The 18,266-nt window shown below is 71.8% G+C and carries 16 protein-coding genes; 2 read left to right on the top strand and 14 right to left on the bottom strand.

Annotated elements, in window-relative coordinates:
• Positions 1-67 precede the first annotated feature (67 nt).
• Genes LZP97_RS02720 through dapE form a run of 3 tightly spaced genes read right to left on the bottom strand, consistent with a single transcriptional unit; the run spans position 68 to position 2,588 of the window.
• The gene (locus tag LZP97_RS02720) at positions 68-655 is read right to left on the bottom strand and encodes a TIGR00730 family Rossman fold protein (RefSeq protein WP_010592458.1); all 588 of its coding nucleotides are present in this window, start codon (positions 653-655) and stop codon (positions 68-70) included.
• On the bottom strand, positions 649-1,455 hold the full coding sequence (locus LZP97_RS02715; RefSeq protein ID WP_010592459.1) for a TIGR00730 family Rossman fold protein: 807 nt from the start codon (positions 1,453-1,455) through the stop codon (positions 649-651). Before LZP97_RS02715 ends, LZP97_RS02720 begins: the two co-directional genes overlap by 7 nt.
• 56 nt (positions 1,456-1,511) lie before the next feature.
• On the bottom strand, positions 1,512-2,588 hold the full coding sequence (gene dapE, locus LZP97_RS02710; RefSeq protein WP_017680204.1) for a succinyl-diaminopimelate desuccinylase: 1,077 nt from the start codon (positions 2,586-2,588) through the stop codon (positions 1,512-1,514).
• A gap of 73 nt (positions 2,589-2,661) precedes the next feature.
• Between dapE and dapD the strand changes: the two genes are divergently transcribed.
• Together dapD and LZP97_RS02700 are read left to right on the top strand one after the other, a co-directional pair.
• Positions 2,662-3,615 (top strand): 2,3,4,5-tetrahydropyridine-2,6-dicarboxylate N-succinyltransferase, encoded by a 954-nt coding sequence (dapD, locus tag LZP97_RS02705; protein ID WP_010592461.1) that lies wholly within the window; start codon positions 2,662-2,664, stop codon positions 3,613-3,615.
• Positions 3,616-3,631: 16 nt separating this feature from the next.
• Complete coding sequence (locus LZP97_RS02700) at positions 3,632-5,014, top strand: amino acid permease (RefSeq protein ID WP_010592462.1); 1,383 nt, start codon at positions 3,632-3,634, stop codon at positions 5,012-5,014.
• A gap of 22 nt (positions 5,015-5,036) precedes the next feature.
• Here the strand turns inward: LZP97_RS02700 and LZP97_RS02695 are convergent, their stop codons facing one another.
• From LZP97_RS02695 to LZP97_RS02645, 11 genes are all read right to left on the bottom strand, one after another.
• A complete protein-coding gene (locus tag LZP97_RS02695) occupies positions 5,037-6,590 on the bottom strand; it encodes a substrate-binding domain-containing protein (RefSeq protein WP_010592463.1) in 1,554 nt (517 codons plus the stop codon).
• Positions 6,591-6,740: 150 nt separating this feature from the next.
• A complete protein-coding gene (locus LZP97_RS02690; RefSeq protein WP_010592464.1) occupies positions 6,741-8,006 on the bottom strand; it encodes a PucR family transcriptional regulator in 1,266 nt (421 codons plus the stop codon).
• 130 nt (positions 8,007-8,136) lie between these two features.
• The gene (locus LZP97_RS02685; RefSeq protein ID WP_048771764.1) at positions 8,137-9,555 is read right to left on the bottom strand and encodes an acyl-CoA synthetase; all 1,419 of its coding nucleotides are present in this window, start codon (positions 9,553-9,555) and stop codon (positions 8,137-8,139) included.
• A gap of 5 nt (positions 9,556-9,560) precedes the next feature.
• Entirely contained in the window at positions 9,561-10,232 is a 672-nt protein-coding gene (locus LZP97_RS02680; RefSeq protein WP_017680207.1) for a rhomboid family intramembrane serine protease, read from the bottom strand.
• A gap of 76 nt (positions 10,233-10,308) precedes the next feature.
• Entirely contained in the window at positions 10,309-11,328 is a 1,020-nt protein-coding gene (locus LZP97_RS02675) for a proline dehydrogenase family protein (RefSeq protein WP_048771766.1), read from the bottom strand.
• Entirely contained in the window at positions 11,325-12,965 is a 1,641-nt protein-coding gene (pruA, locus tag LZP97_RS02670) for an L-glutamate gamma-semialdehyde dehydrogenase (protein WP_010592468.1), read from the bottom strand. The genes LZP97_RS02675 and pruA overlap by 4 nt, the downstream gene beginning before the upstream one ends.
• Positions 12,966-13,077: 112 nt before the next feature.
• On the bottom strand, positions 13,078-14,199 hold the full coding sequence (gene dapC / locus LZP97_RS02665; RefSeq protein WP_017680209.1) for a succinyldiaminopimelate transaminase: 1,122 nt from the start codon (positions 14,197-14,199) through the stop codon (positions 13,078-13,080).
• Entirely contained in the window at positions 14,199-14,522 is a 324-nt protein-coding gene (gene fdxA, locus LZP97_RS02660) for a ferredoxin (protein ID WP_003936066.1), read from the bottom strand. The genes dapC and fdxA overlap by 1 nt, the downstream gene beginning before the upstream one ends.
• A 129-nt stretch (positions 14,523-14,651) precedes the next feature.
• Complete coding sequence (locus tag LZP97_RS02655; protein WP_010592470.1) at positions 14,652-15,353, bottom strand: hypothetical protein; 702 nt, start codon at positions 15,351-15,353, stop codon at positions 14,652-14,654.
• Complete coding sequence (locus LZP97_RS02650; RefSeq protein ID WP_010592471.1) at positions 15,350-17,977, bottom strand: bifunctional FO biosynthesis protein CofGH; 2,628 nt, start codon at positions 17,975-17,977, stop codon at positions 15,350-15,352. Before LZP97_RS02650 ends, LZP97_RS02655 begins: the two co-directional genes overlap by 4 nt.
• 60 nt (positions 17,978-18,037) lie before the next feature.
• Positions 18,038-18,226 carry a hypothetical protein gene (locus LZP97_RS02645; RefSeq protein ID WP_010592472.1) on the bottom strand — a complete coding sequence of 63 codons (189 nt, stop codon included), beginning with the start codon at positions 18,224-18,226 and terminating at the stop codon, positions 18,038-18,040.
• Positions 18,227-18,266 lie beyond the last annotated feature (40 nt).

Here is an 18,266-nt window from a genome sequence, read left to right as displayed (position 1 = left end):
CATCCTTCGTGGCGGTGGACAACAACTTACTGCAGAGTAAGCAACCGCGGCGCGTTGCGGAAGCCCCTCACCCGGCGCACCGGTCGAGCGCGTCCTCGACGTCCTCGGTGAGCTGCAGGTCGTCGAGGGCGCGACGATTGACGAAGCCGGTCGGCACCATCGACTCGAGCCAGTCCAGCAGTCCCCGGTAGTGCCCCACCGGATCGAGCAGCACCACCGGCTTGGTGTGCATGCCCAGGTAGCCGGCCGTCCACGTCTCGAACAGTTCCTCGAGGGTGCCGATCCCGCCGGGCAGCGCGACGAACGCGTCGGCCCGCTCCTCCATCACCTGCTTCCGCTGGCGCATCGTGTCGGTGACGATCAGCTCGTCGGCGTCGACGTCGGCGACCTCACGGTGCACCAGCGCCTTGGGGATCACGCCGACGGTGTGCCCGCCCGCGGCCCGGGTGGCCTCCGCCAGCGCGCCCATCATCGACACGTTGCCGCCGCCGGAGACCAGCTGCCAGCCGCGTCGTCCGATGGCGGTCCCCACCGCCGCCGCCAGCTCGAGGTAGGAGTCCCCGACGGGACCGGAGGCACAATAGACGCACACCGCCCGCGCCTCGACCGCGCGCTCGCCGCCGACGCCCTCGACCGGATCGAACCCGCTCACCACGACCCGCCCTCCCCGTACAGCGCCGACTCGTCCTGACCGCGATGGGCATCGACCACGATCTGCACCGCCTCCTCGACACTGTCGGTCAGATACAGCAGGTCGAGGTCGCCCGGCGAGATCCGCCCCTCGCCGATCATCGACTGCCGGATCCACTCGACCAGCCCCGCCCAGTAGTGGGTGCCGAGCAGCACGATGGGAAACCTGGTGATCTTGCGGGTCTGGACCAGCGTGAGCGCCTCGAACAGCTCGTCGAGGGTTCCGAATCCGCCGGGCAGACAGACGAATGCCTGGGAGTACTTCACGAACATCGTCTTGCGGGCGAAGAAGTAGCGGAAGTTCAGTCCGAGGTCGACCCACTCGTTGAGGGCCTGCTCGAACGGCAGTTCGATGCCGAGGCCGATCGAGAATCCCCCCGACTCGCTCGCACCGCGGTTGGCGGCCTCCATCGCCCCCGGCCCCCCACCGGTGACCACCGCATAGCCGGCCGCCGCCAAGGCGGCCCCGAGGGCGCGTCCGGTGACGTACTCGGGGTGGTCGACGGGGGTGCGGGCCGACCCGAACACCGCCACCGCGCGCGGCACCTCGGCCAGCGCCCCGAAGCCCTCGACGAACTCGCTCTGGATGCGCAGCACCCGCCACGGATCGGTGTGCACCCAGTCCGACGGACCCCGGCGATCGAGGAGCCGCTGGTCCATCGTCGTGGTCTCGGCCGCCCGGTCACGGCGCAGCTGGACGGGACCGCGGTGCACCACGTCGGCACTCGCACGGTCGCGGGATCCGGGGTCGGTGTCGCGCGCCATGCGCTCAGATTAGGGGATGCGGCACACCGCGCCTGCCGCATCCGACGCTGTGCGCGTCAGCCGGCGAGGTACCTGCGCAGCGTGTCGGCGACCTCGGTGATCTGTCCCACGGGCACGTGCTCGTCCCGGGTGTGCGCGAGGTTCGGATCGCCGGGACCGTAGTTGACCGCCGGGATCCCCAGCGCGGCGAACCGCGCGACGTCCGTCCACCCGTACTTGGCCCGGAACCGGCCGCCGGCCGCGGCGACGAGGTCCGCCGCGGTGGGGTGGGCCAGGCCGGGCAGCGCGCCGGGCGAACTGTCGGTGAGCTCGAGGGTGACGTCGAGACCGTCGAACACCTCTCGCACGTGCGCGAGCGCCTGCTCGACCGTGCGGTCGGGCGCGAACCGGAAGTTGACGTCGAGGTCCGCGGCGTCGGGCACCACGTTGCCGGCGACACCGCCGGCGATCCGCACCGCGGACAGACCCTCGCGGTAGACGCAGCCGTCGATGTCCACCGAGCGCGGTTCGTAGGCCGCGAGCCGCCCGAGCACCGGGGCCAGCCGGTGGATCGCGTTGTCTCCCAGCCAGGACCGCGCCGAATGCGCCCGCACCCCGCTCGCCGCGATCCGCACCCGCAGGGTGCCCTGGCAGCCCGCCTCGATCTGGCCGGCCGTCGGTTCGCCGAGGATCGCCACGTCCGCGTCCAGCCAGTCGCGCAGGTCCCGTTCGATGCGGCCGAGACCGTTGTGCACCGCGGCGATCTCCTCGCAGTCGTAGAACACCAGGGTCAGATCGTGCGCCGGCTCGGCGATCGTGGCGGCCAGGTGCAGGAACACCGCGTCGCCCGACTTCATGTCGGCCGTGCCGCACCCGTACAGCAACTCCCCCGCGCGCCGCGACGGCACGTTGTCCGCGATGGGCACGGTGTCGAGGTGACCGGCCAGCAACACCCGGCTCGGCCGCCCGAGGCGGGTGCGGGCGAGAACCGCGTTACCACTGCGGACGATCTCGAAACCGGTGGTCTGGGTGCGCAGCGCCTGTTCGACGGACTCGGCGATCACCGCCTCGTCCCGGGAGACACTGGGGATGTCCACCAGGGCAGCGGTCAGCTCGATCGGATCGGCATGCAGGTCCAGGTGCGGTGCAGACATGCAAGAACAATACGTGGGGCGATTTACCAGGCCGTCCGCGAGAACGACGACGCCTCGCGTACGCTTCTCGACCGTGAGTGCACAGGGAGCATCAGCAGTAGGCATCGCCAACATCGCGGCGGACGGCACCGTTCTCGACACCTGGTACCCGGCCCCCGAGCTCGGCGAATTCACCGAAACGGGCACGTCCCGGCTCGAGGGCACGGACATTCCCTCCGACTTCGCGCTGCTCGTCGGCCCCGACGAGGCGCGGGAGGTCGAGCAGGTCGCGGTCCGCACCACGATCGCCGACCTGTCCCGGCCGCCGGCCGACACCCACGATGCCTACCTGCGGCTGCACCTGCTGTCGCACCGCCTCGTCCGGCCGCACGGCACCAACCTCGACGGTGTGTTCGGCCTGCTCGCCAATGTCGTGTGGACCAACTACGGCCCGTGCGCCGTGGACAACTTCGAACTGGTGCGTTCGCGCCTGCGTATCCGGGGGCCCGTGGCCGTGTACGGCGTCGACAAGTTCCCCCGCATGGTCGACTACGTCGTGCCGTCCGGGGTGCGCATCGCCGACGCCGACCGTGTCCGTCTCGGCGCGCACCTCGCTTCCGGCACCACCGTCATGCACGAGGGCTTCGTCAACTTCAACGCGGGCACCCTCGGCAACTCGATGGTCGAGGGCCGCATCTCCGCCGGGGTCGTCGTCGACGACGGCTCCGACATCGGTGGGGGTGCGTCGATCATGGGCACCCTGTCCGGCGGCGGCAAGGAGGTCATCTCCATCGGCAAGCGATGCCTGCTCGGCGCCAATGCCGGTGTGGGCATCTCCCTCGGCGACGACTGCATCGTCGAGGCCGGCCTGTACGTCACCGCCGGCACCAAGGTCACCGGTCCCGACGGCACCGTCGTCAAGGCCAAGGACCTCAACGGCCGTTCCAACCTGATGCTGCGCCGCAACTCGGTCAGCGGCGCCGTCGAGGTGGTCCCCACCAAGGGCACCGGCGTCGAACTGAATGCGGCGCTGCACGCCAACGACTGAGTCAGAGAAACCGATCGTGTCGAAAACCGAGCACACCCTCACCGAAGCCGACCACCTCGAGCACGGACTCAAGGTCCGGCACCTGACGATGATGGGACTCGGTTCCGCGATCGGCGCAGGCCTGTTCCTCGGGTCCGGCGTCGGCATCGCCGCCGCCGGGCCCGCGGTGATCGTCTCCTACGTCCTCGCCGGCATCATGATCGTCTTCGTGATGCGCATGCTCGGCGAGATGGGGGCGGCTCTTCCGGCCAGCGGATCCTTCTCCCACTACGCCCGCATCGGCATCGGCGAATGGGCCGGGTTCACGATGGGCTGGCTCTACTGGTTCATGCTGATCATGGTCCTGGGCGTGGAGATCACCGGCGCCTCGGCGATCGTGAGCAGCTGGCTGCCGGGTGTGCCGCAATGGGTCGTGGCCCTGGTGTTCGTCACGTTCTTCGCGGTGGTGAACCTCGCGAAGGTTGCCAACTTCGGCGAGTTCGAGTTCTGGTTCGCGGCGCTGAAGGTCGCGGTCATCATCGCCTTCCTCGTCATCGGAGTGCTGCTGGTGTTCGGCCTGCTGCCGGACACCGAGCCGGTGGGGCTGACCCACCTGCTCGGCGACGGCGACGGATTCGCACCCAACGGCCTCGCCGGCATCGCCGCCGGCCTGCTGGCCGTCGCCTTCGCCTTCGGCGGCATCGAGATCGTCACCATCGCCGCGGCCGAGTCGCGCGACCCCGAGCGGTCCATCGCGACCGCGGTGCGCACCGTCGTATGGCGTATCAGCCTGTTCTACCTCGGCTCGATCTCGATCATGGTGCTGGTGCTGCCGTGGACGTCCGCGAGCGGTGAGACCTCGCCGTTCGTCAGTGTCCTCGACATCGCCGGCCTCCCCTACGTGTCGGGTTTCATGGAGCTCGTCGTGGTGATCGCCCTGCTGTCGGCCTTCAACGCCAACGTCTACGGCACCTCACGCATGGCCTACTCCCTCGCCCGGGGCGGCGACGGTCCGACCGTGCTCGCGAAGCTCTCCCGCACGGGCGTCCCCCGCAACGCCGTGCTGCTGTCCGTGTTCTTCGGATTCGTCTCGGTCCTGCTGAACTGGTGGCTGCCCGAGGACATCCTCGGCATCCTGCTCAACGCGGTCGGCTCCGCCCTGCTGGCGATCTGGATCTTCGTCGTCGTCTCCCACCTGCGGCTGCGGCCGACCCTGGAACAGGAGGGCCGCCTCACCGTCCGGATGTGGGCGTTCCCCTACCTGAGCTGGCTCACCCTCGGCATGCTCGGCGCGTTCATCGTGCTCATGTTGTTCGATCCCGCCGCCCGGATCCAGCTCGCCTCGACGGCTGTGCTGTTCCTGTTCATCGCCGCGGTGTCGCAACTGTGGCAGCGCCGCGCCCGCGCGAGAGTGCAGTAGTCCGGGTTCCCGCCGGCGACCTTCAGCGCTCGCCCCGGTCGGCGAGCGCGTTGACGAAGACGTTCGCGATGTCCGCGGGGTCGCGCGCGACGTAGCTCGAGCCGCTGGTCACCCGGGAGATCTCGGCGAGGGTCCGCGCGTCCGCGTCCTCCGTGATGCCGATCGTCACGACGATCACCGGCCGCGCCGGATCCTGCTCACGCGCGAGGATGTCGAGGAGCTGCGCCTCGGTGATGCTGTCGGGGTCCTCGTTCGCGCCGTCGGTGAGGACGATGACGCTGTTGACCGCGCGCGGGTCGTAGCTCCGCTGGACGGCACGGAACGCCGCGAGGGTCGTGTCGTACAGGCCGGTGCCGCCGCCGACCAGACCGGGCACCTTCTCCGCCTGGGCCGCCATCACCTCCCGCTGGGTGCGCCCGTCGACATCGGTGTCGTACCGCCGGATCGGCACCAGCTCGACGTAGTCCTGGCCCTCGCCGCCGAGGTTCTGCGAGAAGGCCCACAGTCCCGCCGAGACGCTGTCGGGGAACATCGCATTGCCCGCGAGGGCGGCCCGCACCGTCAGGTCCATGCGGGTGCCGTCACCGGCCGGGAACTGCATCGAACCGGACACGTCGATCGCGACGAGCGTGCGGATCGGCAGTGCCATCAACGACCAGGCGCCGAGCGCCTCCTCCGCCATCGCCTCGTCCCGCAGCGACAGCAGCGGCACACCCCCGATGCCGCGCCCTTCGGGCAGCGGCTCGCCGTCGGGTCCGCGGAATCCCTCGTCGTGCAGCACCTCGAGGGCGTCCTCCGTGCCCAGCACGTCGACCAGCACCCGCGCGGCGTCCGTCGCGCGATGGTGCCGGTCGGGGACGGGCGACGTCACCACCACCGGGTATTCCAGCAGGATGCTGCCGTTCGCCGGTACCCGGCTCTCGAGAGCGGACTCGTTCGCCTCCGAGAACGCCAGCACCTGCTGCTCGGTGGAGATTCCGACAGCGTCGTCGGCACCGGCCGCGGCCAGTAGGTCCGCACCGCTGGGTGCCTCCTCGGTGCGAATGCTCTCCTGCTGAGCCAGCGGCACCATCGCGGTCCGCACCGTGCCGACCGCGACGGGGTCGTCCTGGGTCTCCGCCAGGGCCGCCCGGATCGGGGCGGCGGCCACCCCGGTGCGGAGCGGATTGCCCAGCACCAGATCGGGAATCGCCAGGGCGGCCCGCCAGGTGGGCACCTCCGGAACCTGCCCGGGCGGTCCCACCAGGACCGCGGGGGTGCTCGCGACCGCGCCCGCGATCATCTGTACCGGCCCGGCGGCAGTCGGTGCCGCACGGCTCGCCCACCAGCGGGCGTCCGGAATCCACAGGTCGGGCGCGTCGATTCCCTTGCCGAGCAACCCGGCGACGTCACCCGGTTCGGCGGCGTCGACCGTGAACTCGTAGCACCGCGTGTCCGCGCCCCCCGACAGAACGGAACTCACAGCCGGTTCGATGCTCGGGGCGACGGCGAGGCTGTACTGCTCGACGGTGTCGCATCCGCCGGCCAGGGCACGGACCACGCCGACACCGGCCGCCGCGAACGCCACGACCGCCACCCCGACGAGTACGACTACCCGGGTCGATCGGCCGTCACGTGTCGTCCGCGCACTGTGGCGGCCTCCTGCCATCTGGTCCTCCCCTGCCGGTGCCGGGCCGCGCGGCACACACCGTCGTCATGATCTGCGCCACATCGTAACGGTCCGGTCTCACGTGCCGTCCCGAGGTGGGCCGCCGGTTTCCGCGCCGGCCTGGAGCCGTCGCGCGACCAGGGCGGCGTGCAGATGCCGCAGCCCGGAGGGGACGGTCGGGTCGAAGCCGGTGAGCTGCGCGACGCGCTTGAGCCGGTAGTCCACGGTGTTGGCGTGCACGTGCAGGCTCCGGGCGGTGCGCTGGCGGCTCAGTTCGTGGGCGATGTGGGTTTCGAGGGTCTCCACCAGCTCGGGCGCGTGGGTCAGCGGATCGAGCACCCGCACGAGATGCTCGCGGGCCGGCCCGGGGCGGGTCAGCTGGTATTCGAATGCCAGGTCCTGCATCCGGTACACGCCTGCGGGCCGGCGCAGGTGACCGACCAGTTCGAGCAGTTCGTGTGCCTGGTGGGCCGCGGCGGGAATACCCGGGACGTCCGACTCGACGAGCGACATCGTCACCGGCACCCCGGCGGCACGGGCGACCCGCTCGTAGAGCACGGTGCGGATGTGCTCGTCCGGGGTGTCGCCGAGCAGCACGGTGCCGCCCTCGGGTCCGAGCATGGTCAGCTGCCGGCCGTCGCACACCCGGTCCAGTTCGGTCTCGAGCCGCCGCAGGGTGCGCCGGGCGACGACCTCCGGCCGCACGTGCGGGTTGCGCTCGTCCGGATGCCGGTCGAGCCGCACCCCGAGCACCGTGTACCGCTCGGCCAGCTCGAGCCCGCACCGGCGCGCGACGGCGGCGGCGTCCTGCCCGCCGAGCAGGGCGGTCACGAGTTCCTGGGCCGCGACGTCGCGGTTGCGGCGCATCGCCTCGAGCTCGGCGACGAACCCGGTCGTCGCGGCGACGGTGACGTGTTCGAGCAGCGCCATCCACAGCCGCGACGCGGTCGCGACCGATTCGACGTCGCCCTCCCGGGCCCGGGCGGTGACGAGTTCCCAGCCGAGCCGGATGCCCTCGTGGTAGATCCGCAGCATGTATTCCAGCCGGAATCCCGCGCGCGCCCACTGGGCGGCGCTGCTGCGCAGCTCCGACAGATCGGAGTCGGTCGGCAGCTCGCCCGTGTCGAGCACCTGGATCGCCAGGCGCAGGCACCGGACGGTGATCTCCGTGACGTCGCCGCGCAGGGTGTCGCCCGGCTCCAGGGAACACGGCGCGACGTTGTCCGCGAAGTGCGCGACCAGTTTGCGGGCGACCGCGCGCAGGTCGCGCAGCGGGACCGAGGCGGGCCTTCCGTCGACGACGAACGCCACCCCGGGCCTGGAACCGAATTCGGACACCGACATTCCGCGGAACCCCCCATGACTCCGGAAAGAGAACGATCTTACTCTGCCGTAGGAAGGTACGTGCCCTGCGCGAATCGGACAAGGCCCGCGGCGACGTGGCTCACACTCGGAGCCGTCGCCGGGGGTGCGGTCAGGTCAGCAGCTGCTTCTTCTGGACCTTGCCCATCGCGTTGCGCGGGAGGGTGTCCACCACGCGCACCTCGCGCGGGCGCTTGTGCACGGAGAGCTGACGGGCCACGAGCTCGATCAGCGCGGCCGGGTCGACGGCCGGGCCGCCCGGTGCGGGCACCACGAACGCGACGATGCGCTGGCCCAGATCGTCGTCGGGGACTCCCACCACCGCGACCTCCCGCACGGACGGATCGCCGAGCAGCACGGTTTCGATCTCGCCGGCCCCGACCCGGAACCCGCCGGTCTTGATCAGGTCCGTCGACTCGCGGCCGACGATGCGGTGGAACCCACCTGCGTCGATCGCCGCGACATCACCGGTGACGAACCACCCGTCCGGGGTCCAGGCCGCGGCTGTGGCGTCGGGACGGTTCAGATAGCCGTCGAACAACATCGGTCCGCGCACCTGCAGTCCGCCGATGCTCTCCCCGTCGTGGGGGACGTCGTGGCCGTGCTCGTCGCGCAGCCGGGTCTCGACACCGCGCACCGGGGTACCCACCCATCCGGGACGGCGCTCCCCGTCGGTCCGGGTGCTCAGCGTCAGCATCGTCTCGCTCATCCCGTACCGCTCGATCGGGGTGAGTCCCGTCAGCTCGCGCAGGCGCTCGAACACGGGGACGGGCAGCGGCGCACTGCCGGACACGAGCAGCCGCGCGCCGCTCAGGGCCTTCGCGGACTCCTCGTCCTCGACCACGCGCGACCACACCGTCGGCACCCCGAAGTACAGGGTGCCGTGGGCCTGGGCGTACGCCTCCGGGGTGGGCCTGCCGGTGTGGACGAGCCGGCTGCCGACGCGCAGCGGACCGAGCACTCCGAGGATCAGGCCGTGCACGTGGAACAGGGGCAGCCCGTGCACCAGGGTGTCGCGTTCGGTCCAGTCCCATGCCTCGGCCAGGGCGTCGATTCCGGCCGCGATCGCACGGCGGCTCAGCAGCACGCCCTTCGGTGCCCCGGTGGTGCCGGAGGTGTACAGCACGAACGCCGTGCGGGACGGATCGGGTTCCGGGTGGCTGTGCCAGTCGCGGGCGTGCAGCCGCACCGGCACCACGGGCAGGCCGGGCTCGTCCGGCGCGTCCCCGAGCCACGCCTGCGCGCCCGAGTCGCGCAGGATGTGCTCGCGTTCTGCGGGACCGGAGTCCGGTGGCACCGGGACGACGGTGACCCCGGCCAGCAGGCAGCCCACGACCGCGACCACCGTGGTCGCCGTCGGCGCGGCGAGCACCGCGAGACGTTCGGCTCCGCCGATGCGGCGGGCGAGGGCGCCGGCCGCGCCGAGGATGTCGCTGCGCGAGAGCGTGTGGCCGTCGATGCGGACGGCGTCGGGCAGGTCGTCGCCGCGCGCGACGGCCAGAGGGTTGAGGGAACGAAGCAGCGAAGACACGTCGGTCAGGATCGCACAGCCGCCGAGAGGACGGCGCGGCGCGGCGGCGCCACCGTCCCGAGCACCGCACCGAGCAGCGCACCGACGAGGACGGCCACGCCGTGCCCGTCCCCGGCCGCCACCAGCACCGCGCCGGCGAGGCAGCTGCCGACGGCGGCCGCGAGCACGGCGCCGCGGGCACCGACCGCCAGCCACAGACCCGCGATCGACCCGGCGACCGCGAACGACACACCGGAGCTGCCCGCCCCGGTCGACGGGGAGACGAACGCGGTGAACAGTCCGAACAGCAGCTGGCTCACCGCGAACAACCCGATCGCCCGGCCCGGCCCCCACACCCGCACCGCGACGGTCGCGACGACGGCGAGGAGGACCAGGTTGACGAGGGTGAGGAGCACGCCGCCGTCCTGCACGAGCACCGAGGTCAGGACCCGCCACCATTCCTCCTCGGCACGGATCCGCAGCGGGTCGCGGCCGAACGTTCCGAGCAGTGACGGCACGGCCAGGCGCAGCAGCGACGGGACCGCGACGACGAGCCACAGCACCAGCGCCGTCACCGGCGGTGGCCACAGCAGCCGCCCCGGCGGCACCGCGAGTCGACGCTGGGCGAGCAGCACCGCGAGCGCCGCGACGAGGGCGAGCAGGAGCACCGAACCGGGGGCGGCGTCGGAGGTGCTCACGGGCGTCAATGTACCTGCGGACGTACCCGGCGTCCGGTTCCGGCGACGGCGGGTCCGCTCTCCCGGCGCCGGGTCGTCAACCCCGTGACACCACCGAGCGCAGGAAGAACTTCAGGTTCGAGGGCCGCTCCGCGAGCCGCCGCATCAGGTAGCCGTACCACTGCGCCCCGTAGGGGACGTACACCCGCATGCGGTGCCCGGCATCGGCGAGCCGACGCTGTTCGAGGTCGCGGATCCCGTACAGCATCTGATGCTCGAATCCGTCCGGGCCGCGGGCGTACTCGGCGGCGAGCGGTCCCGCGGCCGCCACGATCGCCGGGTCGTGCGAGGCCACCATCGGATAACCCTGCCCGGCCATGAGTACCCGCAGGCAGCGCAGGTACGAGGCGTCCACCTCGGCGGCGTCCTGGTACGCCACCGACGCCGGTTCGCGGTAGGCGCCCTTGCACAGCCGCACCCGCGAGCCCGGGCCGGACAGCTCCCGGCAGTCCGACTCGGTGCGGTGCAGGTAGGCCTGCAGCACGGCACCCACCCACGGGTAGTCCGCACGCAGCCGCCGCACGATCGACAGGGTGGCGTCGGTGGTGGTGTGGTCCTCGGCGTCGACGGTGACCCACACCCCCGCCTCGGCGGCGGCCGCACAGATCTGCCGGGCGTGCCCGAGCGCGACGGCGGGACCTTCGGCGCCGAGCGCCAGACCCAACGCGGTGAGCTTGACCGACACCTCCACCGCCGGCACCGGGCCGCCGGCCCCGGACGACGAAGCCAGGTCGGCGATCAGCGCCTCGTACTCCGCGACGATCGCCCGGGCCTGCGCACGGTCGGTGGTGTCCTCGCCGAGATGGTCGATGCTCACCGAACGCCCCGTGTCGAGCAGGGCCTTCGTCGCTGCCAAGGCGTCGGCGCGGGTGTCGCCGGCGACGAACCGGTCCACGAGCCGCCGGGTGGGCGGCGCCGCGGTGACCAGCGCCCGGACGCGCGACGACTTGGCTGCCGCGAGGATCACCGGTCGCAGCGGGTTCGACGCCAGCCGCGGCAACGCCCGCGACGGCGCGGGCGGCGCCGGCACCGGTTTCGCCGAGACCACGGACCTCACCCGCCCTTCATGTGCGGATACCGGTAGTCGGTGGGCGGCACGAACGTCTCCTTGATCGTCCGCGCCGACACCCAGCGCAGCAGGTTCAGCGGCGAGCCCGCCTTGTCGTCCGTGCCGGACGCCCGTCCCCCGCCGAAGGGCTGCTGCCCCACCACCGCGCCGGTGGGCTTGTCGTTGACGTAGAAGTTGCCGGCCGCGAACCGCAGCGCGGCGGTGGCCTCCTCGACCGCCGCACGGTCCTCGGCGATCACCGAACCGGTGAGCGCGTAGGGGGCGCCCCGGTCGACGAGGTCGAGCACGCGTCCCCATGCGTCCGGCTCCGCGTCGTCGTAGACGTACACGCTCAGCACCGGGCCGAAGTACTCCGTGCACATCGCCTCGTCACCCGGATCGTCGGTGAGCAGGACGGTGGGCCGCACGAACCAGCCGACCCACTGGTCGTACCCACCGCCCACGGCGATCTCGATCGACTCGCGGTCGCGGGCCCGCTCGAGCGCGCCGACGACCTTCTCGTAGGCGGTCCGGTCGATCAGGGCGCCCCCGAAGTTCGACAGATCGGTCACGTCGCCGTAGGTCAGGCTCTCGACCTCGTCGAGGAACTCGGTGCGCATGCGCCGCCACAGGGAGCGGGGCACGAACGCCCGCGAGGCCGCCGAGCACTTCTGACCCTGGTATTCGAAGGCTCCCCGGATCAGGGCCGTGGACAGCACGCCCGGATCGGCCGACGGATGCGCGAGGACGAAGTCCTTGCCGCCGGTCTCCCCCACCAGCCGCGGATACGTGCGGTAGCCGTCGATGTGGGCCCCGACCTCCCGCCACAGGTGCTGGAACGTCCGGGTCGAGCCGGTGAAGTGGATACCGGCCAGCCGCGGGTCGCGCAGGAGCACCTCCGACGCGACCCGGCCGTCCCCGGTGATCAGGTTGATCACGCCGGGCGGCATCCCCGCCGCCTCGAGCAGGCGCATCGTCCAGTACGCCGCCAGGGACTGCGTCGGTGCGGGCTTCCACACCACGGTGTTGCCCAGCAGCGCCGGAGCGGTGGGCAGGTTCCCGGCGATCGCGGTGAAGTTGAACGGGGTGATCGCGTACACGAATCCCTCGAGCGGCCGGTAGTCCATCCGGTTCCACACGCCGGGCGACGAGTACGGCTGGTCGGCGAGCAGGGCGCGGGCGAAGTGCACGTTGAACCGCCAGAAGTCGACGAGTTCGCACGGCGCGTCGATCTCCGCCTGCTGCACCGACTTGGACTGCCCGAGCATGGTCGCGGCCGCGACGGTCTCCCGCCACGGCCCGGCGAGCAGGTCGGCGGCCCGCAGCAGCACGGCCGCGCGGGCGTCGAACGACATCTCCCGCCACGCGGGAGCCGCGGCCGTCGCCGCCTCGACGGCCGCCGTCGCGTCCGCGGGGGTGGCGTTGCGCAGCGTGCCGAGCACCGCACGATGGTTGTGGGGCTGCACGATGTCGAAGCGATCGCCCTCACCGTGCACGTGCTCGCCGCCGAGGACGTGCGAGACGTCCACCGGTTCGGCCGCGAGCTCCTTCAGCTTGGCGGTGAGACGCTCCCGCTCCGGGCTGCCGGGAGCGTAGGTGTGGACCGGCTCGTTGGCCGGCGCAGGAACTGCAGTGACGGCGTCCATGGGGCCTCCCTGGGCCCAGGGTAGCGCCGAACACCGCCCTGCATACGGCAATCCTGCTCGGGCAACGGCGCTTCCGCTGCTCGGCGGTGGTGGGTCCACCGCCGAGCACGGCTCACGCCAGTCGTTGCGCGGCGGCGGCGATCCGCTCGTCCGAGGCGGTCAGCGCGATCCGCACGTGCTGGACGCCCCCGGGACCGTAGAACTCACCGGGTGCCACGAGGATCCCGCGTTCGGCGAACCAGTCGACCGTCGCGCGGCACTCCTCGCCCCGGCCGGCCCACAGGTACAGGCCGGCCTCGGAATGGTCGACGGTGAACCCGGCGCCCCGGACGGCCGCGAGCAGGATCTCGCGGCGCGCGCGGTACAGCTCGCGTTGCGCGTTCTCGTGTCCGTCGTCGTTCAGGGCGGCGGTCATCGCCGACTGGATCGGCAGCGGCACCATCATCCCGGCGTGCTTGCGCACCTCGAGCAGGTCGGCGACGAGTCCGGCGTCGCCGGTGACGAAGCCGGCCCGGTAGCTGGCCAGGTTGGACGTCTTCGACAGCGAGTGCACGGCGAGCAGGTTGGTGTGGTCGCCGTCGCACACGCTCGGGTGCAGGACGGACAGCGCCTCACCCTCCCAGGTCAGGCCCAGGTAGCACTCGTCGGAGACGACGATCGCGTCGCGGCTGCGGGCCCAGTCCACCACCTTGCGCAGGTGTTCGAGGCCGAGCACCTTGCCCGTGGGGTTCGACGGCGAGTTCACGAACACCAGCGCCGCGCCCTCGGGTCCCAGCCGGTTGAGCCCGTCGGCACGGATGATCCGGGTGCCCGCGAGCAGGGCGCCCACCTCGTACGTCGGGTACGCCAGTTCGGGGATCACCACGAGGTCACCGCCGCCGAGGCCGAGGAGGCTCGGCAGCCAGGCGATCATCTCCTTGGTGCCGACGGCGGGCAGGATCGCGGACTCGTCGATGCCGGTGACGCCGTAGCGGCGGGCCAGCGCCCCGACGGCGGCGGCCCGCAGCTCGTCGGTGCCGTGCGTGGTCGGGTAGCCGGGCACGTCGGCGACGGCGAGCAGCGCGTCACGGATGATCGGTGCGACCGGATCGACGGGCGTGCCCACCGAGAGGTTGACGATGCCGTCCGGGTGCGCGGCCGCCTTCTCCTTCGCGGCGGTCAGCGAGTCCCACGGAAAGTCCGGCAGGCTCGCGGCCACCGAACGACGAGTGCGCGTCACGGTACCGCCGATCACTATTCCTCGCCCATGGGGGGCAGCGCCTTGACGAACGGCGGGTCGTAGTCGACCTTGCCGAGCTTGGCGGCGCCGCCCGGGGACCCGAGGTCGTCGAAGAAGTCGACGTTGGCCTTGACGTACGCGTTCCACTCGTCCGGCACGTCGTCCTCGTAGAAGATCGCCTCGACGGGGCACACCGGCTCGCAGGCACCGCAGTCCACGCACTCGTCCGGATGGATGTACAGCATGCGACCGCCCTCGTAGATGCAGTCCACCGGGCATTCTTCGATGCACGCCTTGTCCAACACGTCCACGCACGGTTCCGCAATCGTGTACGTCACTGGTGTTCTCCCTGCCTCTCTGGTAGCCCGCCGACCTGCACGGTCACGCCGAATCGGGGCGCGCTCCGCGTCCGTCGCCGTCCAGTATCCCCCGCCGCGGGCACCGCCCTCGGAGTTAGGGTGCCCTGACTAGCCCGGTTCCGGGTGGGCGGCCAGCCACTGCTGCCCGTCCGCCGCGGCCCGGGACAGGGCCGCCCGTTCACCGACGTATCCGGCCAGCGCCCCGACCAGCGGCAGCACCCCGAGCGCGCGCCACGCACCGGCCGGCTGCGGACGCCGTGCGAGTTCCGCGTTCACCGCCCGGACCAGGTCGATCGTCGACCGCACCGGACGCCGCACCCACGACAGCGCCGTCCCGGCGTCGCCGCCCCCGGGGAGGTCGCGGCGGCACAGCACGGCCGCGAGCATCCGCACCTGCCGGTCGCGGTCGTCGATTCCCCGTTCCCGGGCGACGGCGAGCAGCACGACCGCCTGGTTGAGAAAGCCGAGGGCGTCCTGCAACGGCAGCATCCGGCCCAGCACGCCCAGCATCCCCGGGAACGCGACGGGCAGCGTCGAGACCGACCCGAGCCCGCCGATCCACCAGTTCACGCGCTCCCGTTCCGAGGCGTCCGCCCACGCCGCCGTGCCCGGCACGCGACCCGCGTCGAGCAGGGCCGCGGCCGCATCGAGCACCTGCCCGATCGCCGTCCGCTCCCGCACCGTGGGAACGAAGGTGCGGGCCTTGAGCCCGAACGGGTCGAGGTACGCCAGGCCGAACAGCGGCCCGACACCGGCTGCGGTCGCGTCCAGAGCCGCCGCGACGACCCCGTCGCCCAGCCTGGGGGTCACGGGCGCGCCCCGCTCAGGGCGCCCCCGTCGACCGGCGCGTAGGCGGTGGTCCGTCGGCGGGCCGGCCGACCGATCCCCTCGGCGATCGCCACGAGTTCGGCCACGGTCTTCTCCGAACCGTGCTGGGAACCGGCCATCCGGGAGATGGTCTCCTCCATCAGGGTGCCGCCGAGGTCGTTGGCTCCACCCTGCAGCATCGCCTGGGTACCGGCGACACCGAGCTTGACCCAGCTGGTCTGGATGTTGTCGATCCGGCCGTGCAGCATGATCCGGGCCAGCGCGTGCGCGGCGCGGTTGTCGCGCATCGTCGGTCCCGGCCGCGACGCGCCCGCCAGGTACAGCGGCGACGACTGGTGCACGAACGGCAGCAGCACGAACTCCGTGAACCCGCCGGTGCGGTCCTGGATCCCGCGCAGCACGTTCAGGTGCCCCACCCAGTGGTGCGGCTGGTCGACGTGGCCGTACATCATCGTCGAGCTGGACCGCAGCCCCACCTCGTGCGCGGTGGTGACCACCTCGACCCACTCCGCCGTCGGCAGCTTGCCCTTGGTCAGTACCCAGCGGACCTCGTCGTCGAGGATCTCCGCGGCGGTGCCGGGGATCGTGTCGAGGCCGGCCTCGCGCAACTCGGTCAGCCAGTCGCGCACCGACATGCCGCTGCGGGCGACGCCGTTGGCGATCTCCATCGGGGAGAACGCGTGCACGTGCATCGACGGCACCCGTTCCTTGACCGCGCGGACCAGGTCGGCGTAGCCGGTGACGGGCAGTTCCGGGTCGATCCCGCCCTGCATGCACACCTCGGTGGCGCCGGCGACGTGCGCCTCCCACGCGCGGTCCGCGACCTCGGACGTGGACAGGGTGAAGGCGTCGGCGTCACCCTTGCGCTGCGCGAACGCGCAGAACCGGCAGCCGGTGTAGCAGATGTTGGTGAAGTTGATGTTCCGGTTCACCACGTAGGTGACGTCGTCGCCGACCGTGTCGCGGCGCAGCTGATCGGCCAGCGCGACGACCGCCTCGAGACCCGGCCCGTCCGCGTGTGCGAGGGCGACGTACTGGGCGTCGGTGCATCCGGCCGGGTCCTTCTCGGCGGCGCGCAGCGCGGAGAGCACGTCCCCGTCCAACCGCACCGGGGCGTGCGCGCCGAGCGCAAGGACCTGCTCGCGCACGGTGTCCCAGTCGCCGAAGGCGCTGCCGAGGTCGGAGCGGTACTCGGTGTTGCGACCGGTGACGTCGATCCCGGAGTTCAGATCCACGCGGCCGCTGGACTCCCAGTCGAGGTCGGGCTCCTGCCACGGGTGTCCCTGCGGGGTCACGTCCCGGGCCAGACCGGTCTCCGGGTCCGCCAGCGCTCGGACGTGAGCACCGATCCGCGGGTCGATCCACGGCTGCCCCGCCAGGACGTACTGCGGCTGGGCCGCGATCCGCTCGGTGAGGGTGAACCCGGCGTCGGCACTGAGCTGCGCGAGCAGATCCAGGTTCGGCCACGGCCGTTCCGGGTTGACGTGGTCCGGGGTCAGGGGTGAGACCCCGCCCCAGTCGTCGACGCCCGCGGCGAGCAGCGCACGGCACTCGTCGGCGGCGACGAGGTTCGGCGGCGCCTGGATGCGCACGGACGGTCCGAGCACGAGCCGGGCCACGGCGATCGCGGCCCGGAACTCGTCGAGCCCGGCGTCGTCGTGCTCGCGCATCGCGGTGTCGTCCTTGGCCCGGAAGTTCTGCACGATCACTTCCTGGATGTGCCCGAACGCCTTGTGGGACTTACGAATCGCCGCGATCGACTCGGCGCGCTCGGTGAGCGTCTCGCCGATACCGACGAGGATGCCGGTGGTGAACGGCACCGACAGCCGGCCCGCATCGGTGAGCACCTGCAGGCGCACCGCCGGATCCTTGTCGGGGCTGCCGTAGTGGCACTCGCCCTGCTCGGTGAACAACCGGGCCGACGTGGTCTCGAGCATCATGCCCATCGACGGGGCCACCGGCTTGAGCCGGGACATCTCGGCCCAGCTCATCACGCCGGGGTTCAGATGCGGCAGCAGCCCGGTCTCCTCGAGCACCCGGATCGCCATCGCGCGCACATAGTCGAGGGTCGAGTCGTAGCCCCGCTCGTCGAGCCACTGCCGCGCCTCGGGCCAGCGGTCCTCCGGCCGGTCACCGAGCGTGAAAAGTGCTTCCTTGCAACCCAATTCGGATCCACGCCGGGCGATGTCGAGGATCTCGTCGGGTTCGAGGTACATCCCGTGCCCGGCGGCGCGCAGCTTGCCCGGCACGGTCACGAACGTGCAGTAGTGGCAGCGGTCCCGGCACAGCCGGGTGATCGGCACGAACACCTTCCGGGAATACGTGACCGTGCCCGGCCGGCCCGCCGCGAGCAGACCGGCGTCGCGCACCCGGGCGGCCGAAGCGCACAGGTCCTCGAGGTCCGAACCACGCGCCGAGAGCAGGATCGCGGACTCGTCGACGTTGAGCGTCGCCCCGTCCCGCGCCCGGCGCAACGCCCGTCGCATGCCCGACGGCGACACTCGCGCCGGATCCGTCGCGGACGAGGCGGGCTCGCCCGCGCCGGCGCGGACCGTGGGCAGGGGCAACGTCGCGGGGGTGGCACCGTCGTGGGTCGAATCGGTCATTGGCCGATCATGCGCCACCCGCCGGACCCATGCCACCTCGGGGCCACGTCCCCGGCGCGCTCACTCGCGCGGATAGTCCTCGTCGCCCGGGACGACCCGGCTCTGTTCCAGAGCATCCGCAGGCTCCACCTCGAGCGGGACCGAGGTCACCTCGTCGTCGGCCGGTTCGTCCTCCGCCGGCATCTCCTGCTCGATCCGATCCGCCTCGGGCAGTTCCGTGAATTCGGTGGTCTCCGATGATTCGGTCACGGCGGTCCTCCTCCTCGTGTCGACTCCGAACCCGGGCGCA

Source organism: Rhodococcus sp. DMF-1, from assembly GCF_021441945.1.
Lineage (GTDB): Bacteria > Actinomycetota > Actinomycetes > Mycobacteriales > Mycobacteriaceae > Rhodococcus > Rhodococcus ruber.
This window is presented reverse-complemented; position numbering and strand designations above follow the sequence as displayed.